Raw genomic sequence first — 17748 nt, forward strand, 5'->3', positions numbered from 1 at the left:
CTCCGCGGGAATCCCACGCGCAGCAACGCGCATCGAGTGTTCGTCGAACATGAGCAGGTGACGACGGCTGGTACTTTCAAAGCAACGGTCACCAGTCTCCCCCTGGAGTTTGCCGTTCATGAAGGTCTACATTTCAGCCACCCAAAAGGACCTGCTGAAATACCGCTTGGCCGTACACGCGGTGGCCCGTCGGCTGAAGATCGAGGACGTCGCCATGGAGGCGTACGGCGCCGACGTCAAGCCGCCGCTGGAGCGCTGCCTGAACGACGTCCGGGACTGTGACCTCTACCTGGGGCTCTTCGCCTGGCGGTACGGATTCCGGCCGCCCGGCCAGACGTCGTCCATCACCGAACTGGAGTACCGCGCCGCGCTCGCGGCCGGAAAGCCCTGCCTGGTCTTCCTGCTCGCCGAGGACGCGCGCTGGCCGGGCGACATGATGGACCGGGGCACCGACGGTGACCGGATCCTCGAACTGCGCCGGGAGCTTCAGGAGCACCACCTGTGTGACTTCTTCTCCAGCGTCGACGACCTGACCGCCAAGGTGATGGCGGCACTGACCGACGTGCTCAGCGGCCGGTCCCCGGTCCGCGGGCCGGCCGACCCGGGCACCCACCTGCCGGAGGAGATGCGGACCCGCTACCACCGGAACCTGGCCCTGATGTACGAGGCGGTCGCGGTGGATGCCGTCTCGCCCCGCCCCACCATCGGTTACCTGACCGTCGGGCTGCCGAAGGTGTTCGTGGAGCCCCGCGTGCACGAGGAAGCCCGCCCGGAGATGCCCCTGGCCTGGTGGCGCCCGGCCGGGGCCACGCCGGACGGCGACGACGCGGGACTTCCCGGGGTGGTGGATCCGGAGGAGGTGGAGCGGCTGCGGGAGGAGTACGCGGCCAAGGACGCGTTGATGCTGTTCGACGTGGTGTGCGATCCCGCCCGACGGATGATCGTGCTGCTCGGCGACCCCGGATCCGGAAAGTCGGCGGTCGCCCGCTACCTGGCGCTGGTGCTGGCCGGGATCTGCGCCGAGCCCCGGCTGGCGGCGCTGGACGGCCACCTGCCCGTGCTGATCGAACTGCGGTCGTACGCCACGCACCGTGGGGACGGGCGGTGCGACGGCCTGCTGGACTACGTGGGCCACAGCCAGCAGATGGGCCTGCCCGGACTCGACCGGACGGTGCTGGAGTCGTATCTGCGCCGGGGCGGCCGGGCGCTGTTCCTGCTCGACGGCCTCGATGAGGTGGTCGACCCGGCGCAGCGGGAGGAGGTGGCCGCGCAGATCGCCACCTTCGCCAACGAGTACCCGGGGGTGCTGACGGTGGTCACCTCCCGGGCGGCGGGATATCTGCGGCAGACCTTCGCCAACGCCGGGTTCGACCACTTCACGATCGAGGATCTCGACGACGGGCAGATCGCCCGCTTCCTCGGCAACTGGTACCGCTACGTCATGCCCACCGAGGCGGAGGCGGAACGGCAACGGCGGCAGCTTCTCGACGTGGTGCGCAACTCCCGGGCGATGCACGAGATCGCCGGCAACCCGCTGCTGCTGATACTCATGGCCATCGTCGGTCGGGGCCACCCGCTGCCCCGTAACCGACGACGACTGTACGCACATGTCACCGACGTCCTGATCTCCGAGTGGGACGTCACCAAGCAATTGCGGGAGAGCCACGGCGAGGTGCCGCCGCTGGATTTGAAGGCGAAGCACCGGCTGCTGCGCCAGCTGGCATTCCGGATGCAGTTCCGGGAATCGGGGCTGGCCGGGAACTGCATCGAATCCGACGAACTGGCACTCATCTTCCGGGACCACCTCGTCACGTTCTACAGTTTCAGCAACGAGCGGGCACTCGCCATGGCCCACTCGATGATCGACAAATTGCGCCAGCGGAGTTTCATTCTGGAACGCTACGGGCTGCGACTGTTCGGGTTCGTGCACCGGGCGTTCCTGGAGTTCTTCTGTGCCGAGGAGATCGTGGACGGAATCGAGCACGATCCGGGCTCCTGGGGCCCCGCGCGGTTGCGATCGCTGTTCCGCGACCACTGGGCCGATCCGTCCTGGCGGGAGGTGCTCCGGCTGGTGGCCGGCGCACTGCCCGTCCCGACCGCCAACGACCTGATCGTCCGGCTCGCCACCGAGGGACCCCGACCCTGGCCGCCGCTGAACCTCACCGGCCCGCCCTGGAACCTGGTGCTCGCCGCGCAGTGCGTGGCGGAGGCCCCGCAACCCGCGGACCTGGCCGAGGCAGGCGAGGCCGTGCTGCGCCAGGTGGTGCTGCTGGTCGAGCACGGCATCTCCGCCGACGATCCCCAACTGGTGGACCTCACCGAGCAGGAGCTGCTCTCCTCGATCCGGGCGCTGGGGCCGGACTGGCCCGGCCGGACGACCTTCCTGCACTGGTACCGCCGCCGTGGGATACGCACCAGTTGGCGCACCGGCTCCGTGTTCGCCACCCGGATCGCCGCCGCGCTCTCCACCGCCGACGAACGGCTGGAGGACCTCCTGCTCGTGGAGCTCGGTCAGGGCACCGAGCGGCACGCCCACCTCACCCTGGTCGCCGGGCTCGCCGAGGCCGCCGCCCGGACGGACCCCACCGGTCGCCGCCGGTACCGGGACCTCCTGCTCGCCCAGGCCCGCGCCGAGATCTCCACCGCGGTCCGTCAGGCCGCGGTGCGGGCGCTGGTCACCCACTTCGGCGCCGACCCCGACCTGCCGGACGTGCTGCGTGGGCTCGTCGACTCCACCGACCTCGCGGTGCGCGCGCTGGCCGTACAGTCCCTCGGCGGTCGCACCGGACTGTCCGACGACGTCCGCCGGATGGTGGTCCGGGCCACCGTGGACCCCGACCCCACGGTACGCCGGGCCGCCGTCGGGGTGCTCACCGCGCGCCTGACCGAGGTGCCGGACGCCGCCGGGACGCTGCGGCGACTGCTCGACACCGACGGCGACCCGGGGGTGGTGCAGCGGGCGCTGGAGGGCCTGCTGGCCCTGCCCGAGCAGGCCGGGTCCGCCCGCGCCGCCGCGCTGCGACGGGTGGACGGCGATGCCCCGGACGAGGTACGGCGCTGCCTGCTGACCATCCTGCTGCCGGGACCACCGGCCCCGGAGGACACGGACCTGCTGCTGAAGCTGGCCGGATCGGACAGCTCCGCGCGGCTGCGCACGGCGGCGGTGCGGCTGCTGGCCTCCGGACCCGATCCGGAGGGACGCTGCCGGTCCCGGCTGGTCGACCTGATCGGACAGGACGAGGAGTCGTCCGTGCGGGCTGCCGCCGTGACCGCGCTGATCGACCGGGACGGGGCCGAGGAGACCGGGCGGACCGTGGTGGCGAAGGCGGCCCGGGAGGACGAGGACGCGACGGTACGCCTCGCGGCGGTGCGCGCCCTGGTCGACGCGTACCCGGACCACCGCACCGGGGAACTGCTGCTGGAAAGCGCCCGCCGCGACCCGACGGCGAGTGTCCGGCTCGCCGCCGTCGACCTGCTCACCGGGCGGCTACCGCTCGGCCACGCCACCCGTACCCTGCTGATCGGCCGGGCCTTCGAGGAGCGCGACGCGCTCGTCCGGTTGCGGGTCACCCGGAGCCTGGCCGGCCTCGCCGACCCGCCCGAGCCGGCGGTGCGGGAGTGCCTGGCCGAGCAGGTCGGCAGAGATCCCGATCCGACCGTGCTGCGCGCGGCGGCCGAGGCGCTCGCCCGGCACCACGGCTCCGACGGCCTGCTGGAGACGCTGTGCCGGCGGGCCCGGCGGGACAGCTACGGCGGCATCCGGCTGGCCGCGGTGCAGACGCTCGGCCGGTACGGCAGCTCCGACACGGTGACCGACGTGCTGTTGGAGTGCGTCGACCTGGACACCGACCCGGCCGTGTTCGACGCGGCGGTGTGTTGCCTGACCGGGCAGAGCCCGACGTCCATGGCGGTGACGCTGCGGCTCATGCGTCGGCTGGCGGACGAGGACCCGGCGATCCGCGCGCGGGTCGCCGCCGCGCTCGGCGAGCACTTCGGCGCCGATCCCGAGGTGCAGGTGCTGCTGGTCGGCCTGGTCCGCGACGACGCGTCCCTGGAGGTCCGGCGTCGGGCGGCCGAACAGGTGGGCGCGAACCTGGCCGGCCGGGCGGAGGTGCCGGAACTGCTGCTGGGGCTGGTGGACGACGACGACTGGGAGATCCGCCGGACCGCGCTGCTCGCGTTGACCCGGCACCACTGGCGGGACCCACGGACCCGGGAGTTGCTCGTGCGGCTCACCCACCGGGGGGAGGACGACAGCACCCGGCGGCTGGCCGGTCAACTGCTGGCCACCCTGCCCGGCACCAGCCCCGACGACTTCCTGTGACCGGCCCGCGCACGGCGCTTCGCGACGGATTCTGATCGACCCCGTCAAATACCATGGCCCCATGACGGACCCGTTCGTCGGCTCGCCCCGCCGGACTGGCTGGTGGCTGCGCGGACTGTTCGGGATCATCGGAGTGGCGGCGCTGATTCTCGGCTACGTCGGCTTCGAGAGCCTGCTGCGGACCCGGCCGGACACCGTGCACGACCGGTTCGACGTGCTCTACTACGATCTGCAGCTCTTCGTGTTCGGCGCCGAGCCGTTCCAGGACCCCGGCCCCTACCCGTGGCAGTTGCAGGTCGCCCGGTTCGCTGCCCCGTTGTTCACCCTCCTCGCCGTGGCCGAGGCCGGCCGGTTGCTGCTGGCCGCCGAGAGCCGCCGCCTGCGCGCCCGGCGGGCCCGTGGCCACGTCCTCGTCTGCGGTGACTCCCGGTTCGCCCACATGCTCGCCGACCGGCTCTTCGCCGACGGGGAACGCGTGGTCGTGGTGCGGTCCGTACCGTTCGGTCCGTTGGAGTACCGCCGCCGCCGCTATCTCGGCGTCATCGGTGATCCGACCAGTGCCGAGGTGCTGCGCGGCGCGGGCCTGCCCCGGGCGCACACCATCTACGCCTGTGGTGAGGACGACGACCGCAACCACGCCATCGCCAACACCGCCAGCCGGCTCGTGCGGGGCGGACGGGAACCACCACGGGTCTACGTGCTGGTCAACGACTCCGAGATGTGCCTGTCCCTGCAGGCGCGGCGGCTCGGCGCGGCCGGGTCCAGCCGGCTGCGGCTGGACTACTTCCACGTCGACGACGTCGCCGCCCGCGCGCTGTACCGGCACCATCCCCTGGCCGGCACGGCCGACCGGCCCACCCGCTTGCTCATCGCCGGCACCGGCGGTTTCCGCCGCGCCCTGCTCACCGAGACCGCCCGGCACTGGCGGACGTGCCGGGCGCGGGCACCTGCCGGTGTCGTCCTGCCACCCCTGCGGGTGGATCTCGTCGCCCCGGACGCCAGCACCGAACGGGAGGTCGTGACGTCCCGCTACCCGTTCCTGGGCACCGTCTGCGAGCTGACCGCGTACGACGGGGACCTCGACGGTGTCGCGCTCGGCCGGCTCGGCTCCGGCCGCTACGATCGGATCTACGTCTGTGCACCGGAGGAGAGCAGCGGCTTGCAGTTCGTGCTGGACTCACCCGGTCTCTGGCAAGGTGTCGAGAGTTGCGTGTTCGTGCCGGTCTACCGGCAGGCGGCGCTGGCTGCGGCCTTCCACGGTGACTCCCGCCACGACCTGCTCGACGAGGTGCACGGCAAGCTCCGCCTGTATCCGGTGCTGACCCGCGCCTGCGATGCCCGGCTGATCGGCGACGACCTCACCGAGCGGCTGGCCCGGCTGATCCACGAGCGTTATCTCGATGCGCAGCAACGGGCCGGGCTGCGTCCCGGCGACACCCCGGCGATGGTCGACTGGTCGCGACTGCCCGAGTCGCTGCGGCGGGCCAACCGGGCCCACGTCCAGGACATCGCCGCGAAGCTGCTGAACCTCGGGTGCGTGGTGGCGCCCCGGCGGGGTGGGGCCGGTGACGTCTCCGCCGGGGAGGCCATCGACGACCGGATCGAGGTGCTCGCCCGGCTCGAACACGAACGGTGGTGCCGGGAACGACGGGGGGAGGGCTGGGCGTACGGCGAGTCCCGCGACGACGTCCAGCAGCGGCATCCGTTCCTGCGGCCGTGGGACGAACTCTCCGCCGAGGTCCAGGAACGCAACCGCGAGGAGATCCGGGCGCTGCCCGAGGTGCTGTCCGACAGCGGCTTCGAGCTGATCCGGCTGGTGCCCGGGGCGCCCGCCTCGGGGAGAGGACCGGCGGATGTCGGCTGATGCCGGGCTGGAGCGCATCGGCGTGACCGGGCACATCCACCTGACCCGCGACACGGAGGTGCTCGTCGCCGACGCGCTGCGGGCCGAACTGCGCCGGATCGGCGACCGGCCGGTGCGCGGCGTCACCTGCCTGGCCGGCGGCACGGACCAGATCTTCGCGCGCACGGTCCTGGACCTGGGCGGCACGTACGAGGTGATCCTGCCGGCCCGGGACTACCGGGACGCGGTCATCGCCCCGGGACAGCGGGCGGGCTTCGACGAGTTGCTCGACCGGGCGGTGACTGTCGTGCACACCGGTCACGACCGGTCGGGCACCGCCGCCTTCGTCGCCGCCAACCGGGAACTGGTCCGACGGGTGCAGCGGCTCGTGGCGGTCTGGGACGGCGAGCCGGGCTGCCACGCGGCGTCGACGGACCGGACCGTCGACCGGGCCCGGCGTCGGGGCATCCCGATCTCGGTCCTCTGGCCAGCCGGTGCCCGGCGGATGCCGCCCGGGGCGCACTGAACCGCGGGTTCACTTCCTGTCCAGTGCGGCGACCTATCCTCGCGGGCATGACATCGAAGTGGTTCGAATCGCGGCGGCTGCTGGCCTCGGCCGTCGCGGCGGTCAGCGCGGTCGCGCTGGTCGTGGCACCGACGACGCCCGCCTCGGCGTCCACCATCCGCGACGGGTGGGTGCAGCTCTGCCCGTGGGGCAACTACCGGGTGCACCTCGAATACCTCGACCTCAACGGCCAGACCGTGCAGCTGGGCCCGGTCCTCAACCCGGGTGCCGACTGCTGGTGGGGGCCGGTCCCGACGGGTGGCGAGAGCACCCTGATCTGGGTCATCGGCCACTTCAACACCAGCTCCGGAACCTTCGCGGTGATCGGCCCGAACCGGAACTACGAGACGTTCTACAACGGCGTCACCGGGATCGGCATCGCCGCCGAGGGCACGACCGCCTCCGGTGGCCGCAAGGACGCGCACTACTACCGGTACTGAACCACCCGGAACTGGGGAGAGTCGATGGTCCGCGCTGCCCGCGTACTGCTGGGGTTGTTGCTCGTCGCGACGGTCGCGGTGCCTGCGCCGTCGGCGGCGCGGGCGGTGGCCGCACCGCCGACCGGGGCGGCGTCGACGGCGGCGGGTGTCGCCGGGGACGCGGACCTGACCGCCGGCAACCGGATCGGTGGGGTCGCCGGGCTGCCCGACTGGTCCCGGGTCGGCTATCTCGGCGGCCAGTCGTTGCCGTCCGACGCGGACCTGGCGGGCGGGGCCTGCACGATCGACGCGGCGCGGCTGGCCGCCGAGTTCGGGGTCCGCGCCGACGACGCGGTGGACGACAGCGTGGGCCTCCAGTCGGCCATCGACCGGATCAAGGCGAACTGTTCGCCGTCGGGCAACCCGCACCGGCTCTCGCTGATCGGGTTGCCGGCCGGGCGGATCGACATCTCCCGCCAGATCTACGTCGACGCGAACTTCCTGGTGCTGCGGGGGCAGGGCGCCGCAAGCGGCGGCACCCGGGTCGTGTTCCGGCCGGACGTCAACACCCGCTACGACACGCTGACCGCCGACGGCAGCCGGTGGAACCAGGACACGATGACCTTCGGTTCGCCGCCGGACACCGGCACCGGGGGCTGGATCTGGCCGGGCCGCGCCCTGTTCAAGGTGCAGACCCGTGAGGTCGCCGACCGGTACGCCGACGAGTGGGCCGCCGCCCCCGCGAACCGCAGGGACCTGTTCGAGGGTTCCGTCAACCAGCACTGGGCCTCCGGCCAGAAGCTGGGTTCCACGTCGGCCGACCCGGGGTTCTCGGCCCGCGCCGGGCAGAACGTGATCCGCCTCGACGCCAAGGCCAAGATGGACGGCTTCCGCGTCGGCGGTTTCGTCTGGGTCGGGGTCGCCAACAGCCTGCGCTTCTACGAACAGCAGGGGCTCGCGCCGGACGATCCCGGCACCCGCGAGAACCTGCACATGCGCCAGCAGATGTTCCGGGCGATCGCCGTGAACACGTCGGCGAAGACCGTCACGCTGGACCGTCCGCTGGAGTACGACGCGCCCGTCGACTCCACCTCGGACGGCTCGGCGCCGATCGCCGGAAACGTCTACCCCAGCAAGATCACCCCGCTGCGGGCGGTGGAGGGCGTCGGCTTCGAGAACTTCGCGTTCTCCCAGGAGATGGAGGGGCTGCCGAAGCTGCTCGGCGGCGTCTACCACCCCACCCCGACCGACGCCGTGCACAACTACGGCAACCTGGCCCCCGAGTACGCCATGCACGGCATCGCGTTCAAGTGGGCCGCGAACAGTTGGGCGCGCGGGCTGGCCGGGTCGATGACCGGCTCGCACCCGATCGTCACCGAGGTCGCCCGCAACCTCCAGATCGAGCACAACACGTTCGACGGGGCGTGGAACAAGGGCAAGGGCGGCAACGGCTACCTGCGCGGCAGCCGGGTGTGGGACTCGCTGTGGGCGTACAACACCAGCCGGAACCTGCGGCACTTCACGTTCCAGTGGTCGGCCAGCGGCAACGTGGCGTTCGGCAACGACCTGGACTCCGACCTCAACCTGCACGGCGGCTGGGAACGCTACAACCTGTTCGAGGGCAACACCGTCCGCGTCCCGTACGAGCACCGGTCGGGAAGTTGCACCGCCAACTGCGGCGGCGAGGGCGGTGAACTGGAGGACGGCACCTGGTTCCCGATCTGGTGGGCGGCGGCGGCGAAGGCGATCAAGTGGTCCGGGGCGTCCGGGCCGCAGAACGTCTTCCACCGCAACACCATGATCAAACAGTCCGTACCGGGTGGCCCCTACCTGCCCTACGAGCCGTACTCCAGCGACGGCGGCGACGGGGAGGCGATCTACCAGTTCGGCTCCGACGCGGCGAATCCGCGCGCGTTCACCCCGCTGAGCCAGGGCGGCGCGCCGATCAAGGACTGGTCCGGCCGGGAGACCGTGAACTACGCCGGCCAGGGTGTCGCGGTACGCACCGGCGAGCGGTGGCCGTCGCTGTTCCTGCGCGACGTCGGCCAGCTCGAACCGCGCGACGGCAACCGGCGGACGATCATGACCTGGAACATGCAGGGCGCGGGTTCCAGCGCGGGCGGCACCTACGAGAACAAGTACGCGACCGTGACGGGGTTCCTCAGCGCGGGAACGCTGGCGGTGGCGCTCCAGGAGGCCGGGTCGCCGCCGGCCGGCAGCGCACACGAACGGGGGCGCTACACCCAGAACGTGTTCCGGAACAACGGCGTCTCCCCGCCGGTGTACGAGTACTACCTGGGCACCCTGCTCGGCGAACCCACCCGCCACCTGTACTGGTTGAACACGGACACCTCGACGCAGGGCCCGAACCGGGTCAACCTGGCCGTCGCCACCGCCCAGCGGGCCGACCAGATCACCGTGGTCGCCGGTCAGGCGAACGCCCGGCCGGCGCTCGGCGTACGCATCGGCGAGACGTTCTTCTTCACCGTGCACGGCTGGTCGGGCAACGGCAACGACATGCCGACCACGCTGGCGAACATCCGCACGTACATCCAGAACAACCCGGGCCCGAACGGCCCCTACGAGTGGGTCGTGCTCGGTGACTTCAACCGGGAGCCGCAGAACCTGCGCAACGCGCTGCCGGCCAACCAGTTCGCCGTGATGGCCCCGGACGCCAACACCCATCCGACGACGGGCCCGACGAGCACCCTGGACTACGCGGTGACCGACTTCGGCAACGGCGCACCGACGCTCTTCCAGGCGCGCACGGAACGGACGATCACCAACTCCGACCACCACCCGGTGACCTACGGCTTCGACCTGCGCGCCGCCGCGGAGGTGCCGCCGCTGTCCACGCCGACGATGCCCGGCCGGGCCCTGCTGCGCAACGCCGCCACCACCTCCGTCGCCGACGCCGAACCCAACGGCGGGCCGCTGGTCGTGGACACCGCGTACGACCCGTCGCGGGCGCAGCAGTGGCGGCTGGACTGGGACAACGAGGTCTCCGGCTACCTGCGCCTGCAACGGGTACGGGAGGGCAACTCGACCGACGACCGCTACCTGGGCCTGGCCGACGCCGCCCCGGACGCCCGCGCCGCGCTGGGCTGGTCACCGTCGCTGGCCCAGCTCTGGCGACCGGTGGCCAACGGCGACGGCACGTACACCCTGCTCAACTACCTGACCGGGCAGGCGCTCACGGTGCTGCCGGGCGACTTCGTGCTGGCCGCCCGGGACGCCACCGACTCGCCGTACCAACGCTGGTTCCTCGCGTCCTCGACGGACCTCGAACTGCGGCGTGACATCCTGCCCGTCGTCGCGCCCGCCGGCACGGCGGCCGAGCTGGGGGTGGCCGGCCCGGACGGCGTCGAGGGCCGGCCGGTGCAACTGCTGCCCGCCACCACCGGCAGCCGGGAGTGGCAGCCGGTGCCGGCCGGGCAGCGCGGCGCCGACCGGTGCTTCTACCTGCTGTACGACGACGAGTACCTGACGTCCACCCCGGACGGGGGCCTGCCCCAACCCGGCGCGCACGTGGTGCTCGACGGCTACGACCCGCACAGCCAGGGGCAGGTGTGGTGCGTACACCAGGACACCGCCTCGATGACCATCTACAACGACACCGTCGTGCAGGGGCAACTCGTCCAGACCTACCTGACCGACCACGGCCTGCACGCGCACCTGAGCGTGGAGTCCGTGCCGGACACCGGGCGGGAGGGCTGGCGCTGGTGAGGTGACGCGGGGCCGCCGACCCCCGCCCCGGGCGTCCGGTACGCCGATCGGCACGACGTCCCCGGCGTAAGCTGAGGGGCGTCGATGTCGTCGACGGTCGGGGGTCACCGGGGCGTGGTGGGGCTGTCGTCGGGAAATGGCGTCGAGGGTGGGCACCGGACCCGGCCGCAGGGCGCGCTGCGACTACGGATCCTCGGCCCGCTGCGCGTCCGGCGGGGTGACGTCGAGCTGGACCCCGGCCCCCGCCAGCGGGCCTACCTGCTGGTCCTGCTGCTGGCCCGCGCCGGGGAACCGGTCAGCACCACCGAGCTGATCGACCTCGTCTGGGGCGACGACGCGCCCGCGACCGCGGTCAACGTCATCCACAAATACGTCGGTGCGCTGCGCCGCCTGCTCGAACCCGGACTGCCGCCCCGGGCGGTCGGCTCCTACCTGCACCGGCACGCGACCGGCTACCGCCTGTCCGCCACGGCGGAACTGCTCGACCTGATGGCGTTCCGTGGGCACACCGGGGCCGCCGCCGCCCACCTGGCCCGGGGCCGGGACACCGACGCCCTCGACGCGTACTGCCGGGCGCTCGCGCTGTGGCGGGGACCGGCCGGCGACGGGTACCTGCACCGGCCCGGCGCCGTCGCCCTCTTCGCTGCCCTGGACGGGGAGTTCTTCGCCGCCGCCGTCGCCGCCGCCGACCTGGCCGTCGCGGCCGGACAGCCGCACCAGGTGCTGGCCCCCCTGCGGCTGGCGGCGACGATGACGCCCCTGCACGAGCCGGTGCAGGCGGCACTGGTCACCGCGCTGGCCGCCGCCGGCCAGCAGGCGCAGGCGCTGGCCGTGTTCCGGGCCGTCCGGGCCGACCTCGCCGAGCAACTGGGGGTCGACCCCGGCCCGGCGCTGACCCAGGCGTACCACCGCGCGCTCGGCCGGACGTCGCTGCCGGCCCCCGCCGTGCCACCCGCGCCGCCGGCCCCGACCGGTGACGGCCTGGTCGGCCGGGCCGGCGAACTGGCGACCCTGCGGGACGCGACCACGGCGGCCTTCGCGGGCGGCACCGCGCTGGTGCTCGTCCAGGGTGAGCCCGGGGTCGGCAAGACCCGGCTGCTCCGGGAGGCCACCGCCGAGGCGGCGCGGCGCGGCGCGCTCGTCGTCTGGGGGCAGTGCCTCGACGGCGGTGGCGCACCCGCGATGTGGCCGTGGGTCCAGGCCATCCGCGCCGTCCTCGACGGGATGCCCGGGGACACCCCGGTCGGCCGGGAACTGGGCAGCCTGCTGGAGCCGCGCCGGGACGTCCTCGCCGCGCCCGTGCTGCCCGACAACGGCTTCCCGTTCCGGCTCTTCGAACAGGTCGTCGCGATCGTCGCCGCGGCCTCGGCGCGGCGGCCGACGGTGCTCGCGCTCGACGACCTCCAGTGGGGCGACAGCGCGTCCCTGCACCTGATCAGCCACCTGGCGGCCCGGCTGCCCGCCGGCACCACCCTGGTCGGCGCGCTGCGCGACCACGCCCCCACCCCGGGCTCCGCGCTGTCCCGGATGCTCGCCACGGTCAGCCGGCTCCCCGGCCACCAGCGGATCCGCCTCGGCAACCTCACCGAGACCGAGGTGGCCGAACTCATCCGCCGGGAGACCGGCTCGACGCCCACCCCGGAGTCGACCCGGGGCATCCTCGCCCGCACCGCCGGCAACCCGTTCTTCGTCCGGGAACTGTCCCGGCTGCTCACCGACCGGCCCCGGGGGTGCGCGGGCGTGCCGGCCACCGTGCGGGACGTGGTGATCGACCGGATGTCCGGGCTGGACGACGACAGCCGCGACCTGCTCCGGATCGCCGCGTCGATCGGCCGGGACGTGGAACTCGGGCTGCTCGCCCGCGCGGCCGGGCTCGACCTGGACCGCTGCCTGGAACTGCTGGAACCGGTGCAGGCGCTCGGCATGCTCCGCAGCCGCCCGGACGACCCGTTCTCGCTGCGGTTCGCCCACGACCTGGTACGCGAGGCGGTGACCGCGACGACCCGGCCGGCCCAGGCGGGACGGCTGCACCTGCGGATAGCGGACGCGCTCGAACGGGGCGGCCCGGACGCCGAGACGGTGGTCGAGCGCCTCGCCCACCACCTGTGGTCCGCCGGCCTGCTCGCCGAACCGGCCCGTACGGCGCAGGCGCTGATCCGCGCGGGCCGGCACGCGGCGGGCAAGTCGGCGCTCGACGTCGCCGAGCGGTGGCTGCGCTCGGCGGTGCAGGTGGCGCGCGGCGCGGGTCTCGCCGGGTGGGAGCTGTCCGCGCTGGCCCAGCTCACCGCCGTCCTCGGGATGCGGTCGATGTACGGCTTCTCGGTGACCGACCTGCTGGAGCGGGCCGAGCACCTGGCCCGGGACCTCGGCCGGGAGCGGGAGGCGGCCGGTTTCCTCTACTCCCGCTGGGCCGCCCTGGTCCAGGCGATCGACCTCGACCGCAGCGCCCCGCTGGCCCGCCGGCTGCTGGAGCGGGGGCAGGAGTCCGCCGACCCGTGGGTGCTCGCCTGCGGCCTGCACGCGTGGGGTCTGCAACAGTGGGACTACGGGGAGATCGGTGAGGCGGTCCGCTGGCTCGACCGGTCCCGGGACATGATCTTCGACATTCCGCGCCGGGACGAGGACCCCGTCCGGCACGACCTCCAACTGCTGATGGCCGCGATGCTGGCCGAGGTCACCACGTTGCACGGCGCGGTGGCCGACGGCCGGACCATGCTCGACGGGCTGGCGGGCCTGGCCGGCGACGACCCGTACATGGTGACGGTGTGGGCGTGCGCCGCCACCCGCATCGCGGTGATCGTCGGCGATCCGGTGCTGGCGTTGCGCGCGTCCGGCCGGGGGATCGCCGTCGACCCCGGGTTCTCGTTCGTCTTCCTCGGCACCTACCAGCGGCTGGCCCGCTGCTGGGCGCTGGCGGTGACCGGCCGGGACCCGCTCGGCAACGCGGACCGGGCCCGGCAGCTCATCGCCGCGCACCTGCTCGACCCGCCCCGCTCGGACGTCGCCGCCTGGCACGGTCTCCTCGGCGAGATGCTCCTCGCCGGTGGCGCGGTCGACGCCGCCGCGACCGCGCTCGACCAGGCCGACCACTATCTGGAGTCGTGCGGCCAGCGGCACCCGGAGGGGCTGCTGCTCCTGCTGCGGGCCCGGCTGCTGCGGGCGCGGGGCGAGCCGGTCGAGGTCGTCCGGGCCGCCGCCGAACGGGCCCGGACGGTGTCCGCCGAGCGGGGCGCGTTCCTGCACACCCGCCGGGCCGAGCGGCTCCTCGCCGAACTGGCGACCTGACCCGACCCGCCGGTGGCGGGACGTCGGCGCGGCCACCGGGACCGGGCGGCGTCGACCGACGGCGGGGGAGCGTGGCTTGACAAGCGGCCGGGTCCGCAGTGGACGATGAGACGTGAGAATCCTCGTGGTGGGTGGCAGCGGCCTGATCGGCGCGCACGTCGTCGAGGTGCTGCGCGGGCGGGGGCACGCGGTGACCACGGCGGCCCGTACCGCCCGGCCCGGTGTGGACCACCTGCTCGACGTCGAGTCCGCCTCCACCGACGACCTGCGGCCACTGCTCGCCGGCCACGACGGTGTCGTCCTCGCCACCCGGGCCGACGAGCAGCGGGTGCTGCCCCGGCCGATCCACCCGCTGCTGCGCCGCGAACTCGTCGACCCGGTGGTACGCCTGCTCACCGCCGCCCGCGCCGAGGGCCTCACCCGGGCGGTCCTGACCGGGTCGTACTACACCTTCTTCGACCGGCGGCATCCGCAGTGGCGGCTGGCGGACCGGCACGTCTACATCCGGTGCCGGCGGGAACAGGCCGCCGAGGGCCGCGCCGCCGCCGGCCCGCAGCTCCCGGTCACCGTCCTGGAGCTGCCGTTCGTCTTCGGCCGGGCCGGCGACCGGCTGCCCAACTGGGCCGGCCCGCTCGACCGGTGGGCACGGTCCCGGGCACCGCTGGCGGTCCCCGTCGGCGGCACCGCCGCCGCCTCGGCGCGCAGCGTGGCCGAGGTCGCCGCCGACGCGCTCGAACAGGCCCGCGACGCGGACGTCCCGGTCGCCGACGAGAACCTCACCTGGGCGACCATGCTGACCCGGATCGCCGCCGCCGTCGGCCAGCCGCGTCGGGTCGGCCGCCTACCCGCCCCCGCCGTACGTGCCGCGCTGGGCTGCGGTGGCCTGCTGCACGGCCTCGCGCGCCGGGAGGCGGGCCTCAACCCCACCCACCTCGCCGACCTGCTGCTGGCCGAGCTGTTCGTCGAACCCACCACCGGCCGGTCGCTGGAACCGGCGCTGCACGACACCTTCGCCCCCACGGGTTAGCCCCGCCACCGGGAGCGCGCCCGTTCACCCGTCCGTCGGCTCGGTGCCGCCGCGTGGCCGCAGGAGCGGCTGCCGGGGGTACGCGGCCACGCTGCGCGAGGTCCTCGCCGCGCGGGGATGACCACGCGCCGCGCGGGGCGGTGCCCACGGCGGCGCGTCGTCGACCGCTGCCCGGCTACCGGGCGCACCTGGTCAGCTGCGACTCCACCGCTGGCTGGTCGCGCCGTTGCAGTCCCAGATCTGGGTACGGGTGCCGTTGGCCGTGCCGTTGCCCACCAGGTCCAGGCACCGGCCCGAGCCGACCGCCGTGACGGTGCCGTCGGCGTTGAAGCGCCACTTCTGGTTCGACTGGCCGTTGCAGTCCCAGATGATCACCGACGTGCCGTTGGCGGTGCCGGCGTTGTTGACGTCCAGGCACTTGGTGCCGTAGACCCGCAGCTCCTGGCTGCCGGTCGAGGTCCACGACTGGTTGGCCTGGCCGTGACAGTCCCAGACGATGGTGGTCGCGCCGTTGGTCTGCGCCGCGCCGTTGACGTCCAGGCACCGGCCGGCGGAGACACTGCGTACGGCGGACGTCGTGCCCGGTGGCGGGGTGGTCGGCGGGGGAGTGGTCGGTGGGGGCGTCGTCGGGGGCGGGGTGGTGGGCGGGGGAGTGCCGCCGCCGGTCACCAGGAACATGGCCGCGCCGTGCGCCGGCACCGAGGCGCTGATCGTGCCGCCCGACGTCGAGCTGCTGTGCGCCCAGAGGTCCCGCACCGCGTACGACGAGGCGCTGCCGAGGCCCAGCGCGCTGGCCGTGGTGGCGACCGTGGCCGTGCCGCCACCCCGGTTGAGCAGCACCGTGGCCACCGCGCCGGTGGACATCGGCTTACGCCAGACCTCCAGGTCACCGCTGTCGCTGATCTTGTAGCCCTGCCGGCCGCCCCAGTCCTGGTTGACCGCGATGACCTCGGTGTTGGTCAGGATGGTCCGGGTGGCCGCCGACATGGAGCGCAGGTCGTTGCCGGCCAGCAGCGGCGCGTTCAGCAGCGCCCAGAGGCTGAAGTGGGCCCGCGACTCGGTGTCGGTGGGGCCGTTGCCGACCTCCAGCATGTCCGGGTCGTTCCACGCGCCGGGCCGGGCGTACGAGTCCTTGCCGACCTGCTGGTCGAGGATGCCCATGATGGAGTTCCAGTTGCCGCCGATGTCGCCGGTGTTGCGCCAGGAGTTGCCCACCGCCGCGCCCCAGGTCCACACGCTCTCCTGGCCCCAGTTGCACAGGCTGTAGAGGATCTTCCGGCCGGTGGCCGCCAGCGCGTCCCGCATCGCGGTGTAGCGCTGCTGCCCGCTGCGACCGAGGTGGTCGCCGCAGTTGTCGTACTTGAGGTAGTCGATGCCCCAGGACGCCCAGAGGTTGGCGTCGCGCTGTTCGTAGTTGATGCTGGCCGGGTAACCGGCGCAGGTCGTCGTCCCGGCCGAGGAGTAGATGCCGAGCTTCAGCCCCTTGCCGTGGACGTAGTCGGCGAGCGCCTTCATGCCGCTGGGGAACTTCGCCGGGTCGGCGACCAGGTCGCCGCTGGCGTTGCGCTGCTTGGTCGACCAGCAGTCGTCGATGTTGACGTACTCGTAGCCGGCGGCGGCCATGCCGCTGGAGACCAGCGTGTCGGCGGTCTGCCGGATGAGCGTCTCGTTGACGTTGCACCCGAACGAGTTCCAGTCGTTCCAGCCCATCTGCGGGGTGCGGGCCAGGCCGTTCTCCAGCGCCTGCGCGGGCGGGGCGTTGCTGAGCACCGCCGCACCGGTGACCACCGCGGTGCCGAGGCTCGCCGCCAGCAGCACCGGGAACAGCAGGGCGATTCTGCGTCTGGACATGTGCACGCTCCTCGTCGGGGTGCAGGCCACGATAGGAAATGTATCGACGATCGCAAACGTAATTCGTCTGACATCTGCCGTCAATACGCGCCCGTCGACCGCACCCGGGGTCGGCCCACGCCGCCCGCGCCCGCACCGCCCGGCCGTACCGCCCGCGCCCGCGCGGCCGGGGCCGGTCACCGTACGTCCGGGCCGCACACCTTCCAGTCGCCGTCCTGCTGCTCGATGTTCAGGTGCACCGTCCGGGGTGCCTGGTCCGAATAGGTGACCTCGGCGGTCACCCACCGCAGGGTCGGTGTCTCGCTCGGACGCTCGATCGTCACGTCGGTGATCCGGAACCCGGTCACCCCGTACCCGGCCGCCGGCCGGTCCAGCCAGTCCGCCCGCGACTCCCGGCGTCGGTCGGCCGCACACAACATGTCGTACGCGCCGTTGTAGTCATGCCTGACCACGGCGGACAGGTAGGCGTCGGCGGCGGCGCGGATGCCGGGCTCGTCCCGGGTGTCCTTGCGGTAGAGGTAGACGCTGCCGGCCGGCACGCCGCAGCAGAGCAGTACGCCGACGCCCAACATGATGATCACGAAACCACGGCTGGAGAGCTCTGCCTCGGTGGCCACAGCACGACGGTACGGTCTTCCGGCAACCCCGTTCATCGGCGGCCCTCGGTGGGACGGATGCGCAGAGCGCGACGGGGGCGTCCGGTGCGGA

General features: G+C 73.2%; 9 protein-coding genes. 7 read left to right on the forward strand and 2 right to left on the reverse strand.

Annotated features, from left to right (window positions below):
• Positions 1–118: 118 nt before the first annotated feature.
• The 7 genes from FJK98_RS09175 (at position 119) to FJK98_RS09205 (ending at position 15189) form a co-directional block, all read left to right on the forward strand.
• Positions 119–4324 carry a HEAT repeat domain-containing protein gene (locus FJK98_RS09175; RefSeq protein WP_145918632.1) on the forward strand — a complete coding sequence of 1402 codons (4206 nt, stop codon included), beginning with the start codon at positions 119–121 and terminating at the stop codon, positions 4322–4324.
• 61 nt (positions 4325–4385) lie between these two features.
• Entirely contained in the window at positions 4386–6188 is a 1803-nt protein-coding gene (locus tag FJK98_RS09180; RefSeq protein WP_145918633.1) for a RyR domain-containing protein, read from the forward strand.
• On the forward strand, positions 6178–6693 hold the full coding sequence (locus tag FJK98_RS09185; protein WP_145918634.1) for a hypothetical protein: 516 nt from the start codon (positions 6178–6180) through the stop codon (positions 6691–6693). The genes FJK98_RS09180 and FJK98_RS09185 overlap by 11 nt, the downstream gene beginning before the upstream one ends.
• A 47-nt stretch (positions 6694–6740) precedes the next feature.
• Positions 6741–7172, forward strand: coding sequence for a hypothetical protein (locus FJK98_RS09190; protein WP_145918635.1), 432 nt, complete (start codon positions 6741–6743; stop codon positions 7170–7172).
• Positions 7173–7196: 24 nt separating this feature from the next.
• Positions 7197–10877: an RICIN domain-containing protein gene (locus tag FJK98_RS09195; RefSeq protein WP_145918636.1), complete on the forward strand. Its 3681-nt coding sequence runs from the start codon at positions 7197–7199 to the stop codon at positions 10875–10877.
• Positions 10878–10961: 84 nt separating this feature from the next.
• On the forward strand, positions 10962–14162 hold the full coding sequence (locus FJK98_RS09200; protein WP_145918637.1) for an AAA family ATPase: 3201 nt from the start codon (positions 10962–10964) through the stop codon (positions 14160–14162).
• Positions 14163–14274: 112 nt separating this feature from the next.
• Entirely contained in the window at positions 14275–15189 is a 915-nt protein-coding gene (locus tag FJK98_RS09205) for an NAD(P)-dependent oxidoreductase (protein WP_145918638.1), read from the forward strand.
• Positions 15190–15381: 192 nt separating this feature from the next.
• Here the strand turns inward: FJK98_RS09205 and FJK98_RS09210 are convergent, their stop codons facing one another.
• Both FJK98_RS09210 and FJK98_RS09215 read right to left on the reverse strand, forming a co-directional pair.
• Entirely contained in the window at positions 15382–17040 is a 1659-nt protein-coding gene (locus FJK98_RS09210) for a lectin (protein ID WP_145918639.1), read from the reverse strand.
• 176 nt (positions 17041–17216) lie between these two features.
• Complete coding sequence (locus FJK98_RS09215; RefSeq protein ID WP_145918640.1) at positions 17217–17657, reverse strand: hypothetical protein; 441 nt, start codon at positions 17655–17657, stop codon at positions 17217–17219.
• Between the last annotated feature and the right edge of the window lie 91 nt (positions 17658–17748).

The sequence above is a fragment of the Micromonospora sp. HM134 genome (assembly GCF_007833915.1).
Classification (GTDB): domain Bacteria; phylum Actinomycetota; class Actinomycetes; order Mycobacteriales; family Micromonosporaceae; genus Micromonospora; species Micromonospora wenchangensis.